Raw genomic sequence first — 18,641 nt, 5'->3', positions numbered from 1 at the left:
AGTCAAGAATCAAGAAAGCTCCCATTCTTTTATTAACTTCTTTCCTTACTCTTGATTCCTGACTCTTGAATTCTTGTATCTATTTTCTAAAGCGGCAGATTTGAAGCAAATTCTTCAATTTCTCCCTTTATGCTCTGCAGGTAATCAATATCGTCAAAGCCATTGATCATGTTATCTTTTTTGTACGGGCTAATCACGAAGGTTTCCTTTTCGCCGGTAGCTAAAAGCGTGATGGTTTGATCAGGCAGGTTCACTTCAAGTTCTGTTTTTGGATCGGCTATAATTGCCGAAAAAATTTTGTCAGCAAACTCCGGGCTAACCTGTACCGGCAACACGCCGATGTTTAAGCAGTTATTCCTGAAGATATCCGCAAAAAAGCTGGATACCACGCACCTGAAGCCATAATCGTAAATAGCCCATGCAGCGTGCTCCCTTGATGAGCCGGAACCAAAGTTTTTACCGCCAACCAATATTTTGCCGCTGTAGATCGGGTTGTTTAATACAAAATCTGTTTTCGGGGTATTGTCGGCATTGTATCTCCAGTCACGGAATAGGTTATCACCGAAACCAACGCGTTCCGTAGCCTTTAAAAAGCGGGCCGGGATGATCTGGTCGGTATCGATATTCTCTATCGGAAGCGGAACCGCAGTGCTTGTCAGTATATTAAATTTATCGTAAGCCATTCTATTATTTTTTTGATTTCACCGATGAGGATTGATTTCACCGATTACTATTTTTTTCTTAATCTCTGATCTCCAGCCTCTGATCTCTAACACTAAACCAGTTCTTCTATTAATGTTCTCGGGTCTGTAACCACGCCTGTAACAGCGGCAGCGGCAGCAACCAGCGGACTTGCCAGCATGGTGCGCGCACCGGGTCCCTGGCGGCCTTCAAAGTTCCTGTTCGAGGTACTTACAGCATATTTACCTGCCGGAACCTTATCATCATTCATAGCCAAACAAGCTGAACAGCCTGGCTGACGCAATGAGAAACCGGCTTCGGTTAAAATATCCAACAAACCTTCTTCCTTAATCTGCGATTCCACAATATGCGAGCCGGGTACCAGCCATGCAGTAACGTTATCCGCTTTGTGCCGGCCTTTTACAAGCGAGGTAAATGCGCGAAAATCCTCAATGCGGCCGTTGGTACAGCTACCCACAAACACAAAATCAACAGGTTTCCCTATCATTGAGTCTCCTTCGTGGAAACCCATATAGTTTAGCGATTTCTCGTAGGTTGCCGCACCGCCTTCAACGTGTGCTGCATCAGGAATATCGTGCGAGATGCCCATACCCATACCCGGGTTGGTTCCATAAGTTATCATCGGCTCAATTTCCGAACCTGCAAAAGTTAATTCCTTATCAAAAACAGCATCGGCATCAGTCTTCAGTGTTTTGTAGTAAGCTAATGCCCTGTCCCACGCTTCGCCCTTAGGGCTAAACTCGCGGCCTTTTACGTAGTCGATGGTGGTTTCGTCAGGGGCTATCATACCGCCACGGGCACCCATCTCAATACTCAAATTACATACCGTCATGCGGCCTTCCATGCTCATGTTTTCAAACACATCACCTGCGTACTCTACAAAATAACCTGTAGCACCTGAGGTGGTCAGTTTTGAAATGATGAACAAGGCAACATCCTTTGGCGTAACGCCAACACCTAATTTGCCATTAACATTAATGCGCATTTTTTTAGGCTTAGGCTGCATGATACATTGGGTAGCAAGAACCATCTCCACTTCGGATGTACCGATCCCAAAGGCAATAGCACCGAAGGCACCGTGCGTTGAAGTATGCGAATCGCCGCAAACAATGGTTGCACCGGGTTGGGTAATTCCGTACTCCGGCCCAACAACGTGAACAATACCATTCTTCTGGTGACCTAATCCCCAATAGCTGATACCATATTCCTTTGAATTTGATTCAAGCGCATCCAGCTGGTTGGCAGAAAGCGGGTCAGCCACCGGTAAATGCTGGTTTATAGTAGGCGTGTTATGATCTGCCGTAGCAAATGTACGGTCAGGGTATAAAACGCTGATGCCCCGGGTCTTTAATCCTAAAAAGGCCACCGGGCTTGTAACTTCATGGATAAGGTGGCGGTCGATGAATAATACATCGGGACCTCCTTCAATTTTGCGGATCACATGTGTGTCCCAAACCTTATCAAATAATGTCTTGCTCATTTTTTATAATTGCTTATTTGTAATTCACTTTTGTAAAATATTAGCCGACGTAGCCAGGACGATCAAATCCTCGTCGGTAATATCCAATTTACTATCGGCCAGGGTCAGAAAGTTCCTGTAGGCATCTGCCAATTCTTCCTTATCCAAATTATAGCCAAGGCGTTCCAGGTGATGCTTCAGCGCGTGTCGTCCGCTGCGGGCGGTAAGCACTATGGTAGCGCTTGGGAAGCCTACATCTTCCGGCCTGATGATCTCGTAATTTTCGCGGTTCTTTAAAAAACCGTCCTGGTGAATGCCGCTGCTATGCGCAAAGGCATTGCTGCCAACAATTGCTTTATTAGCCTGTACCGGCATCCGCATTTGTGTACGCACCAACTGACTGATCTCGTAAAAATTGCGGGCATTAATGTTGGTATGCAAACCAAGCTGGTGTGTCTTCAGGATCATGACGACTTCCTCAATGGATGTATTGCCTGCACGTTCGCCAATACCGTTTATGGTACCTTCAATCTGCCTTGCTCCGTTTTGCAGGCCGGCAATTGAGTTGGCTGTAGCCAAACCCAAATCATTATGGCAATGCACCGAGATGATGGCCCTATCAATATTTTTAACATTCTCCTTCAAGAAACGGATCTTATCGCCATACTGGTTTGGCAGGCAATAGCCATTGGTATCCGGGATGTTTACCACGGTGGCTCCGGCAGCAATAACCGCCTCAACCATTTGCGCCAGGTAATGAATGTCGGCACGACCGGCATCCTCCGCATAAAACTCAATATCCTCAACCGATTTCTTCGCGTACTTAACGGCTTCAACTGCACGAACAAGGATCTCCTCGCGGGTGCTGTTAAATTTGGTTTTGATGTGCATGTCAGACGAGCCTATCCCGGTATGGATCCGCGGTCTTTTAGCATACTGAAGCGATTCAACAGCCACATCGATATCGCCTTTATTTGCGCGGGTTAGGGCACAAACTATCGGCTGTGACACCGATTTGGAGATCTCTACAACACTCTGAAAATCCCCCGGACTCGAGATCGGGAAACCTGCTTCAATAATATCTACGCCCAATGCCTCCAGTTCCCTGGCTATCTCAATCTTTTCAGGGGTAGTCAGCTGGCAGCCCGGTACCTGCTCGCCGTCGCGAAGCGTGGTATCAAAAACATAAACGCGGTTCGGATCGTGTAACATATTCTTCTATTTTTTTGATGGCGGGTTCGGTTATCTTGCCCAACATCGGTTAATGCTTATCTATTTATTGTAAAGCCCTAAACCCGGATGTTTAAATCCAGGTTTTCGGCTCTTAGTTTTTTGCTTCTTTACTCTTTTATCGCCACAAACCTTAACCGTTTGTAGTCAGAAAACCATTGCCCGTCCCGGTTATAATGCGGTTCAAGCAGATCGGTTATTTCTGATAAGATCTCCTGCATCTCTCCTCCTTTGATACCTTCAAAATAAGTATCACCGAACATATTAAGCCACTTGGTTACACCCAGCCTGCCATCCTGTAACAGGGTTGGCCTGTCAAAGTGTATCGCATAAGTTACTCTGAAACCACGTGCCTCCAGCTTGCTGGTATATTCGCCTAACGAAGGAAAATACCAAAGCTTGCGTTCGCCAAGGTTTTTGTAACCATGTTTTGTAAGCACCTGCTTCGTTGCCGCTATCATGTACTCCATATTGCCCTTGCCTCCCATTTCGGCAACAAAACGGCCGCCAGGTTTAAGGTTTTCATAAACGCATTTTATTACATCGTCCGCCTTGTGCATCCAGTGCAGGGCCGCGTTCGAAAAAACAGCGTCGAATGCCTTGTTGATATGAAAGTTTGCCCCGTCAGCAACAGAAAAATTCACATCCGGGAATTCCTTTTCCGCCTTCTCTATCATTTCGGGCGATGCATCTATTGCGGTAACTTCAGCACCGTGTTTTTTAATTTCGTTAGCCAGATGTCCGGTACCACAACCCAGGTCGAGAATTTGCTCGCCCGGTTTTATATCCAACAGCTCAAGCACGCTCTCTCCGTATTGTGATACAAAGGAGTGCTTATCGTCATATAATTCTGCGTTCCACTTCATAATATTATGATTGCACCGATGATATTGATTTCACCGATTGGTCATTTGATGATCTCACAAACCGCCCGTGATTTCATCGTTTTTTCATTCCCCCTTTAGGGGGTTAGGGGGCATCATAATGCTCAACCGTTGGAAATGGGTTATAAAAATGATGTAACATCGCCTTCCATTCCTGGTATTCTTCTGATCTTCTGAAGCCCTCTGTGTGGTCGGTGAGCTTTTCCCATTCAACCAACAAAATAAAGCGGCTTGTATTCTCCATGCATCTTTTCAGCTGGTGAGAGATATAGCCTGCCATTTTTGATATGATCCCCTGCGCTACAGAAAACGCCTTTAAAAAAGCATCCTCCCTGCCGGGGATTATATTTAATATGGCTACTTCGAGTATCATTTTTTATATCTGATAGCGATGGGTATAAAACCCATCGCTATACTATCTTTTTAATTCCCCCTTCAGGGGGTTAGAGGGTTTACGCTTCTACCACCTGGTTTTCCGGACGTAGGCTGCGTACAGTTTTACCTGCCTGCCATAATTCGCTGTCGCGTAATTCTTTTAATTCAGCATCCAGTTTCTCACGGTAATCTTCCTTGCTATTTGAGTCAATTGATTTTTGTGATTCAACACCTGTTGCTACACTATTGTATAATTCTTCAAATACCGGTTTGGTAGCATCACGGAAACGCTTCCACCAATCCAATGCACCGCGTTGTGCTGTGGTTGAGCAATTGGCGTACATCCAGTCCATACCGTTTTCTGCAACCAATGGCATTAACGATTGGGTTAACTCTTCAACAGTTTCGTTAAATGATTCTGACGGAGAGTGACCATTTTTTCGCAATACTTCGTACTGAGCTGCAAAGATGCCCTGGATACAACCCATCAGCGTACCACGCTCGCCGGTTAAATCGCTGTATACTTCCTTTTTGAAGTTGGTTTCGAATAGGTAACCGCTGCCTACAGCAATTCCTAATGCAATAACACGGTTAAATGCGTTACCTGTAGCATCCTGGAAAATAGCGTAGCTTGAGTTTAAGCCGCGGCCCTGTAAAAACATGCGGCGTAATGATGTGCCCGATCCTTTAGGAGCAACCAAAAATACGTCAACATCAGCAGGAGGAATAATGCCTGTTTGCTCGTTAAACGTGATACCGAAACCGTGAGAGAAGTACAATGCCTTACCCGGGGTTAAGTGTTTTTTAACGGTTGGCCATAATGCAATCTGGGCGGCATCGCTAAGCAGGTAACAAATAACCGTTCCTTTTTCAAGGGCCTCTTCAATTTCAAAAAGGGTTTCTCCCGGTACAAAGCCGTCGCTTACTGCTTTATCCCATGTTTTTGTGCCTTTACGCTGACCAACTATTACGTTAATGCCATTGTCTTTTTGATTAAGCGCCTGACCAGGACCCTGAACGCCATAGCCAATTACTGCTACAACTTCATTTTTTAATACTTCCTGTGCCTTTGCTAAAGGGAACTCCTCGCGGGTTACTACATTTTCTTCAGTGCCGCCGAAATTTAATTTTGCCATCGTTTTTGATTTTTATTTATTGATTACACCGATTCTGTTTGATTACACCGATGTGAATTTATAAGTGGTTTTAATTTATTTTAATCCTTTGTTATTATCTATTATCCGGCGAAACCTTTCGCCTTTTACCTTTCAGCTTTCACCTATTTTTTTGTTATAATCACAATGCCGGTTGCCCAGCCCATTTTTGTTAGTATAATATCCTCACGGCTATCCAAATAGCTGATCAGGTCTGTTGCCTTTTCGGCGTGGCCGGTGGGCCAGTTTGCCTGCGGCAGCATATCGTCAATAATATAAATGCCGCCTTTTTCAAGCATGTTCAGCACTTCATCCAGCAACAAATATTTACCAGGCCACGCATCAGCAAAAACAAAGCTGAACTTTTGCGCGGCGTTTTGCTTTATCCAGTCGGCACCATCGGCACAGATTAGCTTTAAGCGTTTATCAACCCCAAGGTTTTCTTTGGCGATGCTTAGAACCGTTTCATCATTATCGATCGAGATCAATGTTGATGATTCATCCATTCCGTCTAAGATCCATGTTGTAGACAAACCTGTACCAGTTCCCAGCTCCAAAAACTTTCCACCCGGTTTTGATGCCGCCAGCGTTTTAAGTAATGAACAAGTCAATACTTCCGATGGCATGGTAAAACCACTCGCTTCCGTAGCAACTTTTATCGCGTTGTAGGCTGATGGATATTTTTGTCTTATTTCTTCAAGCATGTAGCCGAGCCCCCTAACCCCCTAAAGGGGGGATTTAAATTCGTTTTTTTGTTTTCTAACCCACTTTCGTTCCCCCTTTAGGGGGCTAGGGGGCTTACATGGTAAATACTTTCTCCCCTTTATTCAAATACTCATTCTCTATCACTTCCTCACCCGGTTCAAGCCTTTCAAAGTCGCGTAGCTTGCTGTTGAAGCCCTCACTGTCTTTTATAATTGCTACACGTGCACTGCGTACAAACTCTATCAATCCGTAAGGCTGCAAAATGCTGATCAGGTTGTCTGTTTCCTCGCGGTGACCTGTGGTTTCAAACACCGTGTAATCTTTCCTTAATGTTACCACACGTGCGCCATTCTCACGCAGCAAACGTTCAACGCTTACCCGCTCGGCAATTACATCGGTTGACACTTTGTACAGTGCCATTTCCTGCCAGATCACGTCGTCGTTGGTATGATAGTACACCTTTAATACCTCCACTTGTTTTTCAATCTGGCGGGTCAATTTGCGCACCACGTCTTCCGACTCTGTGATCACTATATTAAAACGATGAATGCTCTCAATTTCTGATGGAGAAGTATTCAAACTGTCGATATTTATTTTGCGGCGGGTAAATATTATAGCTATCCGGTTCAACAAACCAATCTGGTTTTCTGTATAAACCGTGATGTTAAATTCCTGCTTTTCTATTTGGTCTTCCATTTTTAATCTTCTTTTAAATCCCTTTTCTGAAAAAGACACAAAGTATTGCGTCTCTACAATTCTCCCCCTTTATGGGGCCGGGGGCTTTCTATTTAAGCCTGATCTCGGCAACACTGCATCCCTGCGGTACCATCGGGAACACGTTGTTCTCTTTGGTAACCATTACTTCCAACAGGAACGAGCCTTTGTTCTCCATCATTTCCTTTAAGGCTGATTGCAGGTCCTTGCGGTCGTCAATCATTTTGCCCTTTATGCCATAAGCAGCTGCCACGGCAACAAAATCAGGGCTCTGGATATCCACAAACGAATACCTGCGCTCATTAAACAGCTCCTGCCACTGGCGAACCATGCCCAGGAATTTATTATTCAGGATGATGATCTTTACATCAATGCCGGTTTGCATAATGGTGCCCAGTTCCTGTAAGGTCATCTGGAAACCACCATCGCCAATAATGGCAATTACATCACGCTCCTGCGCACCAAACTTGGCCCCTATGGCAGCAGGCAGGGCAAAGCCCATGGTACCTAAGCCGCCGCTGGTAACGTTGCTGCGGGTTTTGTTAAGATTGGCATAACGGCAGGCCACCATCTGGTGCTGGCCAACGTCGGTAACTATAACGGCATCACCTTTGGTAAGTTCGTTAAGCTGTTTGATCACTTCGCCCATCGTCATTTCTGGTGATGTTGGGTTAAGCTCAGCATGAATTACCGCATCGTATTCCTTTTGGGTGTACTCGTTGAACAATTTAACCCATTCAGTGTGCTCTTTTCCTTCCACCAAAGCGGTAAGCAATGGCAGGGTTTCCTTACAATCGCCCCAAACGGGTACAGTTGATTTTACGTTCTTATCTATCTCGGCAGGGTCGATATCCAAATGGACCACCTTTGCCTGTTTTGCGTATTTATCAAGGCGGCCGGTTACACGGTCGTCAAAGCGCATGCCTATGGCAATCAATACATCACACTCATTGGTTAGTACATTCGGGCCGTAGTTACCGTGCATGCCCAGCATTCCCACGTTTAGCGGGTGATCTGTAGGGATAGCGCCTGCGCCTAATATCGTCCATGCAGATGGGATGCCGCTTTTCTCAACAAAAGCCTTAAACTCCTGCTCTGCACTGCCCAATATTACACCCTGTCCCCAAATAATGAAGGGCTTTTTGGCTGAGTTGATCAGTTCGGCAGCCTCTTTAATATATTGCGGCCTAACAATTGGTTTTGGCCTGTAGCTGCGGATATGATCGCATTTGGTATAACCTTTATAATCGAACTTCTGGATCTGTGCATTTTTTGTAATGTCGATAAGCACCGGGCCCGGTCTGCCGCTTTTGGCGATGTAGAACGCCTTGGCAATAACCTCGGGGATCTCGGTAGCATCTGTTACCTGGTAATTCCATTTGGTAACCGGGGTAGTAATATTGATCACATCCGTTTCCTGGAAAGCATCGGTACCTAAAAGGTGTGCAAACACCTGGCCGGTGATACATACCAAAGGCGTGCTGTCTATCTGTGCATCAGCCAAACCTGTAACCAGGTTGGTAGCACCCGGACCGCTGGTAGCAAACACCACACCCACCTTGCCTGATGTGCGGGCATAACCCTGACCAGCGTGAATGCCGCCTTGCTCGTGGCGAACCAATATGTGATTTAATTTTTCCTTATAATCGTACAAAGCATCATAAATGGGCATAATTGCGCCACCCGGATAGCCAAAAATAGTATCCACACCCTCAATGATCAAAGCATCCAACAAGGCCTGCGATCCTGATAATTCAACTGCCTCCTTAGCAGCCGGTGCGGTTAATGTTTCCTGTGCAACTTCCATATTCTTTTATTTTTGATGACGATTTCACTGATTTTTTAGTGATTTCACCGATTGCATTCTGTTAATTTTTGTCTGAATCAGAATTTACTGAATTTTAAAATTTTCAGAATTCTGTTCATTCTTTAATTCTGAAAATTCTGATTCAGACTACATCTCATCCGTAACACAGCCATCTGCGGCGGTGCTAACGGTTTTTGCGTACCTATATAAAAGCCCTTTGCTAACCTTTAGCGCCGGTTGTACCCAGGCTGCCTTACGGGCTGCAAACTCTTCCTTGCTTATCATTACATTAATGGTGCGGTTTATGGCATCAATAAATATCCTGTCCTCATCCTTCACAAAGGCAATACCCCCGCCGTCATAAGCTTCCGGCGTGATGTGACCGACGACGAAGCCATGTGTTCCGCCCGAGAACCTGCCATCAGTAATTAATGCTACCGAACTTCCTAAGCCTGCGCCAAAGATGGCCGAAGTAGGCTTCAGCATTTCCGGCATGCCAGGTGCGCCTTTAGGCCCCACGTTACGGATCACCACCACATCTCCCTTTTTAACCAGACCAGTCTGGATCCCGTGGATCAGCTCAAACTCGCCGTCGAATACCCTTGCAGGGCCTTCAAAGCTGGTGCCTTCTTTACCTGTGATCTTGGCAACGCTGCCGCCTTCGGCAAGGTTTCCGTATAGGATCTGTAAGTGCCCGGTCGCTTTGATAGGGTTTTCAACCGGCAGTATAATTTTTTGTGTATCAAAGTTGATCTCCGGTACATCAGCCAAATTCTCGGCGATGGTTTTGCCGGTAACAGTAAGGCAATCGCCATGCAGCCAACCTTGTGCCAGGCAGTATTTCATTACAGCCGGAACGCCGCCAACCTTGTGCAGGTCTTCCATCATGTATTTACCGCTTGGCTTCATATCGGCCAAAACAGGAATGCGGTTACTCACCGCCTGGAAATCGTCTTGTGTTAATTTAACGCCAATAGCTTTTGCCATCGCAATTAAGTGCAACACCGCGTTGGTCGATCCGCCTAACACCATGATAACCACTATCGCATTTTCAAATGCTTCGGCGGTCATGATGTCACTTGGTTTAATATCTTTTTCTAACAGGATCTTAATGGCTTTACCGGCCGCTAAGCACTCTGCTTTCTTTTCATCGCTTAATGCAGGGTTTGATGACGAGTAAGGCAAGCTCATGCCCAAAGCCTCGATAGCCGCTGCCATGGTGTTTGCTGTGTAGATGCCGCCGCAAGCGCCCGCACTTGGACAGGCATTTTTTATCACGCCCATAAAATCGATATCGTCAATCTGGCCGGCTATCTTTTTACCCAAAGCCTCAAATGCCGATACAATGTTCAGGTCCTCGCCCTTCCAATGGCCGGGTTTAATGGTACCTCCGTAAACCATTATCGACGGGCGGTTTAAACGCGCCATCGCCATAACAGAACCTGGCATGTTTTTATCACAGCCCGGCAGGGTAATAACCCCATCATAATATTGTGCACCAACAACCGCCTCAATAGAGTCGGCAATAATGTCACGACTAACCAGCGAATAACGCATCCCTTCGGTACCGTTGCTCATGCCATCGCTCACGCCAATTGTATGGAATATCAGGCCCACCATATCCTCGCTCCAGATGCCTTGTTTAACCAGCTTGGCTAAATCGTTAAGGTGCATGTTGCAGGTGTTGCCGTCATAACCCATACTTGCCACGCCGACCTGCGGTTTTTGCATGTCGTCGTCAGTAAGGCCTATGCCGTAAAGCATGGCTTTTGCCGCAGGCTGGGTTTCATCCTGGGTAAAGGTTTTGCTGTATTTATTTAGCTCGGTCGTTTCAGTTTTTGTGCTCATCCGTTATTCCCGTTGCCGGTTTTTGGTACTAAAATTTTTATTACTGTTAAGGTTTGCCCTGGTATTGCAATTTGATATTTGTAAGGTAGATATAGCCCCAAGGAATAGCAAGCGATTCAGTAAAAACTTTCAATTAGTATTTAATTTGGCTTTATACGATTATATCAATACAAAAGATTGCTTAATAAACATGTAAAGATATAAAATATTTAACAAAATAGACCAAAGTTCAAAACGGTATTCGGTACGTTTTTTATGCATGCATAGCAAGAGGGCTGATTTCTGCCTGAAATTGGGGTTTTGATGTGCGAATGTGCGAATTTTTGATGTGTTGTTAATTGTTAATGCGCTCAAGAAACTTCGTGTTTTTGATGTGCGAATGAGCCTCTCTTCGCGCGTCATTGCGAGGAACGAAGCAACCTCTACAAAGGACAATCAATGAAACTTTATGCTGATGGGAAACTTACAGCCGCCTTACCGGTTACCACATCACTTTTTGCATCCGTGCATGGATGGCGTAGAGATTGCTTCGAAGCAGGTTTCAAGCAACCAGCCTCGCAATGACGCGGTGGTGAGGGGTTGGGTTTAGCTGCATCTTGTCCCGCTTTTATTTTGCCCGGATACAAACTTTCTGCATCTTTACCTGCGTAACAATATAACACGTGAAAAAAACCCTTACCTTATTACTCCTTTTATTGAGTATTACCGGCTTTGCTCAAAAAGTTAATTTAGCGCTGAATCTTAAAACCGATAGTACCTATTATTTAATTACTGAAGCTACCCTTTCAGTTATCCAGGACATCCCGGGCCAAAAGCAAACCATAGATATGATTGTTTCCTGCAAAGTAGCCCACAAAGTTACTGCCGTTAAAGACTCGCTTTACGAATTGCAGGTGTCTTACACCGATATGAGTATCCATATGAGTGTTGGAGGCAGAACTATCGACATGAGTTCCAACGGCAAAACGGGCGACAATGTACCGTCGAAATTATTGGCTAATATTTTAAACAGACCGTTTTCAATGGTAATAAGTAAACATGGTAAAGTAATTTCCCTCAGTGGCTTTGAAAATGTATATGCGCACATGGCAGATAATATGCCGCAGATTACTGAAGCACAGTTAGCGCAATTTAAGACACAGATGCAGCAGTCGTTCAGCGAAAAATCAATAAAAGGTAATTTCCAGGATGCATTTGCCATGTTCCCTTATAAAGCCGCTGGTGTTGGTGACCAATGGACTGCCTACAGCTCAATTGAATCAGTAATGTCTGCTACTACGAAAACTACTTATACCCTTAAATCTATCGCAAATAACGTTTACATTATTCATGGCGACGCCACCGTTATTTCAGAAAGCAATACGGACTATAAGCCTATAAACGGATTGATGATGCGTTATACTAACATAACAGGTGGAGTTGTAGCTGATATTAAAATTGACAAAAACACTTGCTGGATCAACGAAGCCAAAACAAGCAAAACCATTAAAGGCACTGCCGATATTAAAGACTCAGAAAAGACACCCGGCGGCCTGGTGTTCCCTATGTCAATAATAGGAGATTTCACGGTGACAGGCAAGTGAGTTGTTTATTCCCCTACAAATACTTTTCCCACCAACCCGAAACAAAAGGCTTTACTTCTGTTGGTTTACCGGGCTCGGGTACAAAAAGGTCGATCTTCTTTTCTTTGGCATATTTTAACAGCTTGGTGATCGGCTCGTACCAGGCATGTGGTGCAAGGTTAAAGGTTCCCCAATGGATGGGCATCATCAGTTTTCCGTTTAGGGCGATGTGCGCATTGGACGCATTGTCAGGCCCCATGTGGATGTCGGCCCAATACTGGCCGTATGCGCCAATTTCAAGCATGGTTAAATCAAACGGACCAAAGGTATCACCGATCTCCTTAAAGCCGGGAAACCAGCCTGAATCAGCCCCGAAAAATATATTATGCTGCGGCCCCTTTATCACAAACGACGACCAAAGGGTTTCGTTACGACCGGTAAGCCCGCGTCCGCTAAAATGGCGCGATGGCGTGGCGGTAATATTAATATCGTGGCCTATCATGATGCTGTCGCCCCAGTCGAGCTCGTTGATATAATTTCTTTCGATGCCCCAGTCCTCAATGTGCTGCCCAACACCAAGCGAACACACAAACTGGATCTGCTTATCCACAAAAAATTTAATGGTCTTTTTATCCAGGTGATCGTAATGATCATGCGAGAGGATGATGGCATCCAGCGGCGGCAGGTCCTCCAGCGCTATTGGCGGTTCAAAAAAGCGCTTCGGGCCCATAAATGAGCTAAATGATACCCGTTCGCTCCACACCGGGTCGGTAAGGATGCGCTTGCCGTCAATCTCAATTAACAAACTTGAATGCCCTATCAGCGTGATCCTTAAACCGGTTTCAGGCGGGGCATCAAAAACTGAAACGTCGGTTATAAACGGACCTAATTGCTGTTTGGGGGTGTTTTCGGCCTTATTATTATAATATTCCTTTAGTATGGGGATCATTTTACCAAATCCAGCCTCGTCGGTAGGTATTGGGTTTAAAAACTTCCTCCCCTTTTTCTTCGCCCCTGATAAACTCATAAATAACTATCAAATTACAGCACTAATATACTATATGCCTTTTTAGTGAGATATTGTTGATGCTGAATTGTTACATTCAGCTTAGCTGCATAACAAATACAACCCGTTTAAGTTTAACAAACGAAGCCAAGTTTAAAGCGGATTCCGGATTTTTGTGTTATTTCTTTAAAAAGGTTACACTCTGCTCACAAAACCGGAGCAAGGCCGCAGGCAGGGCCGGTTCAACAAAGGGGTGTGTCGCACCTAAAACATGGTCGCCGCCCTTTATTACTGAGAATGTGGCATGGGGCTGTGCCGCTTTCAGTTCTTCGGCATGTGCCAATGGAACGGAGGTGTCCTCGTCGCCATGCACAATTAGCCAGGGCTGTTTTACGTTGGCGGCGTGTGCCAGTATATCAAGGCGGGCGGGATTTTTGTCAAGATCATCAAGCAGGGCAACCTTTAAGGGCATCATTTGCCCGGTTCGTTTATTTGGCATGTAAGTGATACCCGTTAAACGCCATTGCTCCTCAATATCCTTTGGCCACAAGTTCCGGAAACCGGATATAGACGACATGGTGATCAGCTTTTTAACACGGCCGTCTTCAACGGCTTTTATAATGCTGATGCCGCCACCCATGCTGTGCCCCATTAAATAAACACCGCTTGCCGCCGCAATTCCCGATCCGCCGCAGGCGAAATCAATAACCGCCTTCAGATCCTCTAACTCGATAGAAAAAGTGTTATCGGCAAAAGCAATCAGGTCTGCAAAGTCAGTAGGGTGATCAGCCGTTGTGCCGTTATGCGAAAAGTTGAACTTTAAAAAACGGAAGCCATGCTCGGCGAAGTAATTGGCAACCAGGTTATGCGCACCCCAGTCCTTAAATCCCTTAAAGCCATGGGCGAAAATAACCAGCGGCGCATTTTTAAGGGATGTTCTATAGGTTAGGTCCATCAGCATACCACGGCCCTTAGCGCCGGGAATGTTGAAGTTTTGTTTTTTGATCATAATTTTTTTCCAAGTTTGATAGCAACTGCCCAGTTCACTCTTACGATTCGCCCCCCCTGAATGCCGGGCTTCCATTTTTTACTGCCTTTTATGATATCAACTATTTGAGCTTTAATACCGTCGTCACCACCGCGCACCAACCTAATATCAGCTAAAGAACCGTCTTTTTCAACAACAAATGACACCACAACCAGTTCCGGTTCACCCTGGCTTACGGTAATGCATTTAAATTGAGCTTTAAATTGTTCAATCCCGTCAGGAAATTCCGGTGGTGTTTCAACAGAGGTATAAATTTTCATCTCGTCAGCCTTTTTTCTTTTTTCCACATCGTAATAGGGCGGTACTAATGAGGTTAACGCAATACGTACCGGCCGATATATACCCATGAAATTAATTGGGTCGACTTTGTCTTCGTCAGGCATCAATGAAACATGTCGTTCGTCTATAAATTGGATTTTTTGTTTTGGAGTTAACCCTGACAGTGTAAAGTATAAAGTTGTTTCTCCCTCATCTCCGTATGTATAATGGTACCATTTGCCAATTTTCACATGGTGCATTGCCTCGAACGTTTTTATAAAATCTGTTATTGGAATTTTATGGTAATGCCTATTATCTATATAGCAGCAAGGAGAGCCGGAGAATTCAAAATAGTAAATCAACTCAGATTTTTCATTTATTTCGGGGCGTGTTTTCGGAAAGGGTTTATAAGTTAACAAGCTATCGTCAATCCCACTTAATGAATCAATCCCGCTGAACATATTGGCATTGATATATATTTTATACTCGTCAAAATTATAACTATGAGCCGATTTTCTCCTTGTAAACGGGCGGTATCCCGACGCCGGTTTCGATATAAATATTCTATCTAATTTATATGGGTATTCCTGATGCCACGGATGATGGTAAGCGTCTGCAGGAATTAATCCTTCCTGGTCATTTATATACAATCTTTCTACATGCGGATTATCAGGTATATTTATAAGGTAAGAATGTTTGTAATGAACGACATTGGACCTATTTAACGAAATAGTGTATTGCGCAATTAAAAATTGCGGGGCAAATGTTATTGAAATAAATAGAATCAATCCAGCTTTTATCATATTCCCGGTAATTAAAGAGGAATCTTCCCTTAATGGCCTGTTACAAATGCTTTCACAATTATAGCTTAAAAACTCCGGTAAACTTTAACGGTCACTTGTTAAATACCCGCCGTTGCCTTGTTCGCATACCACCACGCCCACAATATCAGCAAAGGCTGCAAAACCACCAGCCTGATCCATGCAATTAGCGGTGTTACATACAAACTTCCCAGCTGAAACGGCGCGTGCAAAACCATATCGATATGTACCGGAACAAAGGCAATCAGCATTAAAATAATACCCCAGGCGGCCCAAAATCTGGTTGTTTTAAATATCATCATCAAACCAAATAATATTTCAAAAAAACCAGCTAATAAATTCATAAGTTTTGGCAGCGGAATATATGCCGGAATGATGCGGAAGTAACTCTCCGGTGCACGGAAATGGTTGGCGCCCGCTATCAAATAGCCAATAACTAAAATGACGAGGCTCACTTTTTTTAATAATTTCATGATTTATGTACGTTTTTATAGGTAAAATCGATTTAATTGTTAAAAATACACCCGTTATTTATAAACATTCTAAATACACCTGTATGACAAAGGGTTGACACTGCATCTTATTAATCCTGTTATTTTTGTCGGGTCAAATTTTAAAATAGCTTTGAAGTATCTAAAGGTAATCGCTTTTACGCATAAACAGATTGAGCTGAAGGAGTTGGGAAAATTGGTGATTTGCCAGGAGAATCTAACAGATAAGCTGCATAGGGTAAAAACACAATTCGGCATTAACGAGATCTTTTACCTTGCCACCTGTAACCGGGTTGAGTTTGTTATGCTTACATCCCATGCTGTTGATAAGGCATTCGCCACCCAGTTTATGGATGCCATTGATATGGGCCTTTGTCCTGTGTCCACCGGTACCTTTTTAGATTCAGCTTTAATTTATGAAGACCGCGAAGCACTGGAGCATTTGCTGCGGACCTCCTGCTCATTAGAAAGTTTGATAGTTGGCGAAAAGGAGATCCTTTCGCAATTACGCAAAGCTTACGAAAACTGCAGGGAAGCAGGCCTTACCGGCGACGGACTGCGCATGTTCATGAACTGCATAGTTAAAACCGCCAAGGAGGTTTACACCAATACCAATATTTCAAAAAATCCTATTTCGGTTGTGTCATTAGCTTACCGCAAGCTACGCGACTTAAAGCTTTGCACCAACGCCCGTATCCTGATCATCGGCGCCGGCGAAACCAACCGCAATATTTCAAAATATCTTCAAAAACATAAGTTCTCCAACTTTGCCGTTTTTAACCGCACTGTTGCAAACGCAACCCAGCTGGCTGCCGATCTTGGCGGCGAAGCATTTAACCTGGAAGCATTAAAAACTTATAATAAGGGCTTTGATGCCATTATTACCTGTACATCGGCAACGGAGCCAATTATTACCCCTGAGATCTACGCAGGTTTATTAAATGGCGACACCACCCGAAAAACCATTGTCGACCTGGCTGTTCCTAATGATACACATCCGGATGTGCTTACCCAATACCCGGTAAATTTTATCGAGGTGCATTCATTGAATGAAGTCGCCAAAAAAAACCTGCAGGAACGCTACGAAGAGCTTACCCAGGCCGAGGCGATTATTAATCAAAACATTGAGGAGTTTATGGTTGAGCTTAAACAACGCCGTATAGAGCTTGCCATGCGCCAGGTTCCTGAAAAAATAAAGGAGATCCGCAATATGGCCATTAACACCGTTTTTGCCGACGAAGTACAAGGCATGGACCAGCAAAGCCGCGAAATACTTGAAAAGGTGATCAATTATATGGAGAAGAAATATATCAGCGTACCCATGATCATGGCGAAGGATATATTGATCAATAATAATTAAGAGCTGAATTTACTCCTTTTCTAATATCCGTCAATTACAAATTATGGCGTTGCCTGCGGCCCGGGCTGTCCGTTCATACGCCTGCAGGCCTTAATCACGGGCCGGTATCCACTTCCATCCTTAACGCGTTTTTGAACCATGATTTGTAGGATTTAAGGATAATCATGATTGAAGCAGGAATCAACCTAACCTGATAAGCATCCCCAAATCCCTTAATCCCTTAATCAAGTGAATCAAGGTTCAGACAATTTATGTTCTTTTATAAATTTTAATAAATTAGCTGATATCTTATCACAAAATGTACGAAACAGTAACAGTAGACGAAGCGCTTGCCAGGGGCAAAAAAACAATAAACTATCCCATTGCTGCTATACAATTGCTTACAGTTATCGCCAGCTTTTTTTTAATGGTATATCTGGAGTTGCCAGGATGGACTATTGCTGTAGGCTTTTTAACCGGCTTTATAATTACATGGGTTTACTGGAGTTTTATGATCACCAGATGGCGGATCTGGGCGTTTGAGAACGTTAGGAACGTACATGAATTGAAACAACGGGCTATTAAAGAAAAACTGATTTGGAAGGATGGAAGCATCTTTGAAAAAACAGAGATAAGAACAACTGCCGATAAAGAAAAACTGAATCTGATCCAACTTAAATTCAACGTTAAGGATGTTTTTGCTGATGATTATTCAATACCCGTAGAAACAAGAGTTTATTATTCTAAAAAGAAAAGTCTTCCGGAGATGATCCTGTTATCTGGCTGTCTTGGATTGGGAATCTATTTTATCATTGCTACGGAGACTAAAATAGGAGGTGCTGTACTTTGCCTGGCAGCTTTGACTTTTTTATATATTGACTATAGGATATACACCAACAAAAAGCCGCAAATAATGTTAAACGATAAAGGGATCCAAACCAGTTCCACCTCGTTTTATTCCTGGAATCGGCTAGCTAATGAGGAAGTAAAGTGGGAAAGCACTGGTAAGAATTCAAATTATTATCTCACCTATGATTATCCCGGAGGCAGCGAAAGGTTATTGATTGATAATCTGGACACCAATAAGAATGATTTGGAAAAGCTAATGCGGGTATATCGGGGACGGTGGGAATCAAAACACAATTTGAATTAACCATCCCACCGTCACCTCATTTTCATACTATTAATTATTCCTTCAAACATCCCTTTAAAAAGTTAAATTTGCCATTGCTAATAAT

General features: G+C 44.1%; 17 protein-coding genes. 3 read left to right on the top strand and 14 right to left on the bottom strand.

Annotation, left to right across the window (positions count from 1 at the left end):
• Positions 1 to 86 precede the first annotated feature (86 nt).
• The 10 genes from leuD to ilvD all read right to left on the bottom strand — a co-directional run bounded on the left by leuD (position 87) and on the right by ilvD (position 10,878).
• On the bottom strand, positions 87 to 683 hold the full coding sequence (leuD, locus tag KXD93_RS29880) for a 3-isopropylmalate dehydratase small subunit (RefSeq protein WP_258141227.1): 597 nt from the start codon (positions 681 to 683) through the stop codon (positions 87 to 89).
• Positions 684 to 775: 92 nt separating this feature from the next.
• The gene (leuC, locus tag KXD93_RS29875) at positions 776 to 2,182 is read right to left on the bottom strand and encodes a 3-isopropylmalate dehydratase large subunit (RefSeq protein WP_258141226.1); all 1,407 of its coding nucleotides are present in this window, start codon (positions 2,180 to 2,182) and stop codon (positions 776 to 778) included.
• Between the two features lie 24 nt (positions 2,183 to 2,206).
• Entirely contained in the window at positions 2,207 to 3,373 is a 1,167-nt protein-coding gene (locus KXD93_RS29870) for a 2-isopropylmalate synthase (protein WP_258141225.1), read from the bottom strand.
• A gap of 128 nt (positions 3,374 to 3,501) precedes the next feature.
• Positions 3,502 to 4,257, bottom strand: coding sequence for a class I SAM-dependent methyltransferase (locus KXD93_RS29865; protein ID WP_258141224.1), 756 nt, complete (start codon positions 4,255 to 4,257; stop codon positions 3,502 to 3,504).
• A 103-nt stretch (positions 4,258 to 4,360) separates the two neighbouring features.
• Positions 4,361 to 4,648, bottom strand: coding sequence for an antibiotic biosynthesis monooxygenase family protein (locus KXD93_RS29860; RefSeq protein WP_258141223.1), 288 nt, complete (start codon positions 4,646 to 4,648; stop codon positions 4,361 to 4,363).
• A gap of 79 nt (positions 4,649 to 4,727) precedes the next feature.
• Positions 4,728 to 5,786: a ketol-acid reductoisomerase gene (gene ilvC, locus KXD93_RS29855; protein WP_258141222.1), complete on the bottom strand. Its 1,059-nt coding sequence runs from the start codon at positions 5,784 to 5,786 to the stop codon at positions 4,728 to 4,730.
• 143 nt (positions 5,787 to 5,929) lie between these two features.
• Complete coding sequence (locus KXD93_RS29850; protein ID WP_258141221.1) at positions 5,930 to 6,508, bottom strand: O-methyltransferase; 579 nt, start codon at positions 6,506 to 6,508, stop codon at positions 5,930 to 5,932.
• A gap of 94 nt (positions 6,509 to 6,602) precedes the next feature.
• A complete protein-coding gene (gene ilvN / locus KXD93_RS29845) occupies positions 6,603 to 7,205 on the bottom strand; it encodes an acetolactate synthase small subunit (RefSeq protein WP_258141220.1) in 603 nt (200 codons plus the stop codon).
• A gap of 88 nt (positions 7,206 to 7,293) precedes the next feature.
• Positions 7,294 to 9,030, bottom strand: a complete 1,737-nt coding sequence (gene ilvB, locus KXD93_RS29840; RefSeq protein ID WP_258141219.1) for a biosynthetic-type acetolactate synthase large subunit — start codon at positions 9,028 to 9,030, stop codon at positions 7,294 to 7,296.
• A gap of 147 nt (positions 9,031 to 9,177) precedes the next feature.
• Entirely contained in the window at positions 9,178 to 10,878 is a 1,701-nt protein-coding gene (ilvD, locus tag KXD93_RS29835; RefSeq protein ID WP_258141218.1) for a dihydroxy-acid dehydratase, read from the bottom strand.
• 662 nt (positions 10,879 to 11,540) lie between these two features.
• On the opposite strand from ilvD, the gene KXD93_RS29830 reads away from it, so the two are divergent.
• On the top strand, positions 11,541 to 12,461 hold the full coding sequence (locus tag KXD93_RS29830) for a DUF6263 family protein (protein ID WP_258141217.1): 921 nt from the start codon (positions 11,541 to 11,543) through the stop codon (positions 12,459 to 12,461).
• Positions 12,462 to 12,474: 13 nt separating this feature from the next.
• Here the strand turns inward: KXD93_RS29830 and KXD93_RS29825 are convergent, their stop codons facing one another.
• From KXD93_RS29825 to KXD93_RS29810, 4 genes are all read right to left on the bottom strand, one after another.
• Positions 12,475 to 13,467 (bottom strand): MBL fold metallo-hydrolase, encoded by a 993-nt coding sequence (locus KXD93_RS29825; protein ID WP_258141216.1) that lies wholly within the window; start codon positions 13,465 to 13,467, stop codon positions 12,475 to 12,477.
• A gap of 157 nt (positions 13,468 to 13,624) precedes the next feature.
• Complete coding sequence (locus KXD93_RS29820) at positions 13,625 to 14,455, bottom strand: alpha/beta hydrolase family protein (RefSeq protein WP_258141215.1); 831 nt, start codon at positions 14,453 to 14,455, stop codon at positions 13,625 to 13,627.
• Positions 14,452 to 15,555 (bottom strand): energy transducer TonB, encoded by a 1,104-nt coding sequence (locus tag KXD93_RS29815; protein WP_258141214.1) that lies wholly within the window; start codon positions 15,553 to 15,555, stop codon positions 14,452 to 14,454. The genes KXD93_RS29820 and KXD93_RS29815 overlap by 4 nt, the downstream gene beginning before the upstream one ends.
• A gap of 98 nt (positions 15,556 to 15,653) precedes the next feature.
• On the bottom strand, positions 15,654 to 16,046 hold the full coding sequence (locus KXD93_RS29810) for a DoxX family protein (protein WP_258141213.1): 393 nt from the start codon (positions 16,044 to 16,046) through the stop codon (positions 15,654 to 15,656).
• Positions 16,047 to 16,197: 151 nt separating this feature from the next.
• Between KXD93_RS29810 and hemA the strand changes: the two genes are divergently transcribed.
• Both hemA and KXD93_RS29800 read left to right on the top strand, forming a co-directional pair.
• Entirely contained in the window at positions 16,198 to 17,424 is a 1,227-nt protein-coding gene (gene hemA, locus KXD93_RS29805; protein ID WP_258141212.1) for a glutamyl-tRNA reductase, read from the top strand.
• A gap of 298 nt (positions 17,425 to 17,722) precedes the next feature.
• A complete protein-coding gene (locus KXD93_RS29800) occupies positions 17,723 to 18,556 on the top strand; it encodes a hypothetical protein (protein ID WP_258141211.1) in 834 nt (277 codons plus the stop codon).
• Positions 18,557 to 18,641: the final 85 nt, after the last annotated feature.

Source organism: Mucilaginibacter phenanthrenivorans, from assembly GCF_024721155.1.
Lineage (GTDB): Bacteria > Bacteroidota > Bacteroidia > Sphingobacteriales > Sphingobacteriaceae > Mucilaginibacter > Mucilaginibacter phenanthrenivorans.
The sequence above is the reverse complement of the archived record's forward strand: the minus strand, read 5'-3'. Positions and strand labels throughout refer to the sequence as shown.

What these genes read in the sequence shown, in the direction of transcription:
- leuD (WP_258141227.1), bottom strand. Translation starts at nt 683, where the DNA reads ATGGCTTACGATAAATTTAATATACTGACAAGCACTGCGGTTCCGCTT.
- leuC (WP_258141226.1), bottom strand. Translation starts at nt 2,182, where the DNA reads ATGAGCAAGACATTATTTGATAAGGTTTGGGACACACATGTGATCCGC.
- KXD93_RS29870 (WP_258141225.1), bottom strand. Translation starts at nt 3,373, where the DNA reads ATGTTACACGATCCGAACCGCGTTTATGTTTTTGATACCACGCTTCGC.
- KXD93_RS29865 (WP_258141224.1), bottom strand. Translation starts at nt 4,257, where the DNA reads ATGAAGTGGAACGCAGAATTATATGACGATAAGCACTCCTTTGTATCA.
- KXD93_RS29860 (WP_258141223.1), bottom strand. Translation starts at nt 4,648, where the DNA reads ATGATACTCGAAGTAGCCATATTAAATATAATCCCCGGCAGGGAGGAT.
- ilvC (WP_258141222.1), bottom strand. Translation starts at nt 5,786, where the DNA reads ATGGCAAAATTAAATTTCGGCGGCACTGAAGAAAATGTAGTAACCCGC.
- KXD93_RS29850 (WP_258141221.1), bottom strand. Translation starts at nt 6,508, where the DNA reads ATGCTTGAAGAAATAAGACAAAAATATCCATCAGCCTACAACGCGATA.
- ilvN (WP_258141220.1), bottom strand. Translation starts at nt 7,205, where the DNA reads ATGGAAGACCAAATAGAAAAGCAGGAATTTAACATCACGGTTTATACA.
- ilvB (WP_258141219.1), bottom strand. Translation starts at nt 9,030, where the DNA reads ATGGAAGTTGCACAGGAAACATTAACCGCACCGGCTGCTAAGGAGGCA.
- ilvD (WP_258141218.1), bottom strand. Translation starts at nt 10,878, where the DNA reads ATGAGCACAAAAACTGAAACGACCGAGCTAAATAAATACAGCAAAACC.
- KXD93_RS29825 (WP_258141216.1), bottom strand. Translation starts at nt 13,467, where the DNA reads ATGAGTTTATCAGGGGCGAAGAAAAAGGGGAGGAAGTTTTTAAACCCA.
- KXD93_RS29820 (WP_258141215.1), bottom strand. Translation starts at nt 14,455, where the DNA reads ATGATCAAAAAACAAAACTTCAACATTCCCGGCGCTAAGGGCCGTGGT.
- KXD93_RS29815 (WP_258141214.1), bottom strand. Translation starts at nt 15,555, where the DNA reads ATGATAAAAGCTGGATTGATTCTATTTATTTCAATAACATTTGCCCCG.
- KXD93_RS29810 (WP_258141213.1), bottom strand. Translation starts at nt 16,046, where the DNA reads ATGAAATTATTAAAAAAAGTGAGCCTCGTCATTTTAGTTATTGGCTAT.
- KXD93_RS29800 (WP_258141211.1), top strand. Translation starts at nt 17,723, where the DNA reads ATGTACGAAACAGTAACAGTAGACGAAGCGCTTGCCAGGGGCAAAAAA.